Annotated in this window: 1 rRNA gene; it reads left to right on the plus strand. The window is 54.6% G+C overall.

Annotation, left to right across the window (positions count from 1 at the left end):
• Positions 1-2,929: ribosomal RNA gene (locus tag C7R93_RS24465) — 23S ribosomal RNA — on the plus strand.
• The last annotated feature ends 25 nt before the right edge of the window (positions 2,930-2,954 follow it).

Here is a 2,954-nt window from a genome sequence, read left to right on the forward strand (position 1 = left end):
GGTTAAGTTACTAAGGGCACACGGTGGATGCCTTGGCGCTAGGAGCCGAAGAAGGACGCAGCGAACTGCGATAAGCCTCGGGGAGCGGTAAGCACGCTTTGATCCGGGGATCTCCGAATGGGGCAACCCACCATCTGTAATGGGATGGTATCCTTCACTGAATACATAGGTGATGAGAAGGCAGACCCGGTGAACTGAAACATCTAAGTAGCCGGAGGAAGAGAAAACAATAGTGATTCCGTCAGTAGTGGCGAGCGAACGCGGAAGAGCCTAAACCGTCAGGTTTACCTGGCGGGGTTGTGGGGCGTCTCACATGGAGTTACAAAAGACGCGCGTAGGTGAACAGCTTGGGAAAGCTGACCATAGAGCGTGATAGTCGCGTAACCTAAACGCGCGTCTCTCCGAGACCAACCCCGAGTAGCGCGGGACACGTGAAATCCCGTGTGAATCTGGCAGGACCATCTGCTAAGGCTAAATACTACCTAGCGACCGATAGTGAACCAGTACCGTGAGGGAAAGGTGAAAAGCACCCCGGGAGGGGAGTGAAATAGTACCTGAAACCGTGTGCTTACAAATAGTCGGAGCCCGTTAAAAGGGTGACGGCGTGCCTTTTGTAGAATGAACCGGCGAGTTACGGTAGCGTGCGAGGTTAAGTTGAAGAGACGGAGCCGCAGCGAAAGCGAGTCTGAATAGGGCGATAGTACGCTGCCGTAGACCCGAAACCGTGTGATCTAGCCATGTCCAGGGTGAAGGTAGGGTAACACCTACTGGAGGCCCGAACCCACGCACGTTGAAAAGTGCGGGGATGAGGTGTGGCTAGCGGTGAAATTCCAATCGAACTCGGAGATAGCTGGTTCTCCCCGAAATAGCTTTAGGGCTAGCCTCGGAATTTAGAGTCTTGGAGGTAGAGCACTGATTGGACTAGGGGCCCTCATCGGGTTACCGAATTCAGTCAAACTCCGAATGCCAATGACTTATGTCCGGGAGTCAGACGGTGAGTGCTAAGATCCATCGTCAAAAGGGAAACAGCCCAGACCATCAGCTAAGGTCCCCAAGTATACGTTAAGTGGGAAACGATGTGGAGTTGCCCAGACAACCAGGATGTTGGCTTAGAAGCAGCCACCATTTAAAGAGTGCGTAATAGCTCACTGGTCGAGTGACTCTGCGCGGAAAATGTAACGGGGCTAAACGTATCACCGAAGCTATGGCAGTCCTTACGGACTGGGTAGGGGAGCGTTCCAAGCAGCAGTGAAGCCGTACTGGAAAGAGCGGTGGAGCGCTTGGAAGTGAGAATGCCGGTGTAAGTAGCGAAAAGACAAGTGAGAATCTTGTCCACCGAAAGCCTAAGGTTTCCTGGGGAAGGCTCGTCCTCCCAGGGTTAGTCGGGACCTAAGCTGAGGCCGAAAGGCGTAGGCGATGGACAACAGGTTGATATTCCTGTACCACCTCTGTTCCGCTTGAGCAATGGCGTGACGCAGGAGGATAGGGTGAGCGGCCTATTGGATGGCCGTCCAAGCAGTGAGTGTGGTGTGTAGGCAAATCCGCACACCGTTAAGCATGAGCTGTGATGGCGAGGGAAATTTAAGTACCGAAGTCCCTGATTTCACACTGCCAAGAAAAGCGTCTAGCGAGGAACAAGGTGCCCGTACCGCAAACCGACACAGGTAGGCGAGGAGAGAATCCTAAGGTGCGCGGGATAACTCTTGCTAAGGAACTCGGCAAAATGGCCCCGTAACTTCGGGAGAAGGGGCGCCTCGGTAGGGTTAATAGCCCGAGGGGGCCGCAGTGAAAAGGCCCAAGCGACTGTTTAGCAAAAACACAGGTCTCTGCGAAGCCGCAAGGCGAAGTATAGGGGCTGACGCCTGCCCGGTGCTGGAAGGTTAAGGGGATGAGTTAGCGCAAGCGAAGCTTTGAACCGAAGCCCCAGTAAACGGCGGCCGTAACTATAACGGTCCTAAGGTAGCGAAATTCCTTGTCGGGTAAGTTCCGACCCGCACGAAAGGCGTAACGACTTGGGCGCTGTCTCGGCAAGAGACCCGGTGAAATCATAATACCTGTGAAGATGCAGGTTACCCGCGACAAGACGGAAAGACCCCATGGAGCTTTACTGTAGCCTGGTATTGGAACTTTGTGCATCATGTACAGGATAGGTGGGAAGCTGAGAAGCAGGGGCGCCAGCCTCTGTGGAGCTGTCGGTGGGATACCACCCTTGATGTACGGAGTTTCTAACTCGTCGCCCTTATCGGGCGAGAGGACCATGCCAGGTGGGCAGTTTGACTGGGGCGGTCGCCTCCTAAAAGGTAACGGAGGCGCCCAAAGGTTCCCTCAGAATGGTCGGAAATCATTCGTAGAGTGTAAAGGCAGAAGGGAGCTTGACTGCGAGACCTACAAGTCGAGCAGGGACGAAAGTCGGGCTTAGTGATCCGGTGGTTCCGCATGGAAGGGCCATCGCTCAACGGATAAAAGCTACCCTGGGGATAACAGGCTTATCTCCCCCAAGAGTCCACATCGACGGGGAGGTTTGGCACCTCGATGTCGGCTCATCGCATCCTGGGGCTGAAGTAGGTCCCAAGGGTTGGGCTGTTCGCCCATTAAAGCGGTACGCGAGCTGGGTTCAGAACGTCGTGAGACAGTTCGGTCCCTATCTGTCGCGGGCGTAGGAAGTTTGAGGAGAGCTGTCCTTAGTACGAGAGGACCGGGATGGACGCACCGCTGGTGCACCAGTTGTCACGCCAGTGGCACAGCTGGGTAGCTATGTGCGGACGGGATAAGCGCTGAAAGCATCTAAGCGTGAAGCCCCCTCCAAGATGAGACTTCCCACAGCGCAAGCTGGTAAGACCCCTCATAGACGATGAGGTTGATAGGTTCGGTGTGGAAGCGCGGTAACGCGTGGAGCTGACGAATACTAATCGGTCGAGGACTTATCCACAAATTCTTAGCAATCATGCGTATTC

The sequence above is a fragment of the Brevibacillus fortis genome, assembly GCF_003013395.1.
Classification (GTDB): Bacteria; Bacillota; Bacilli; order Brevibacillales; family Brevibacillaceae; genus Brevibacillus; species Brevibacillus fortis.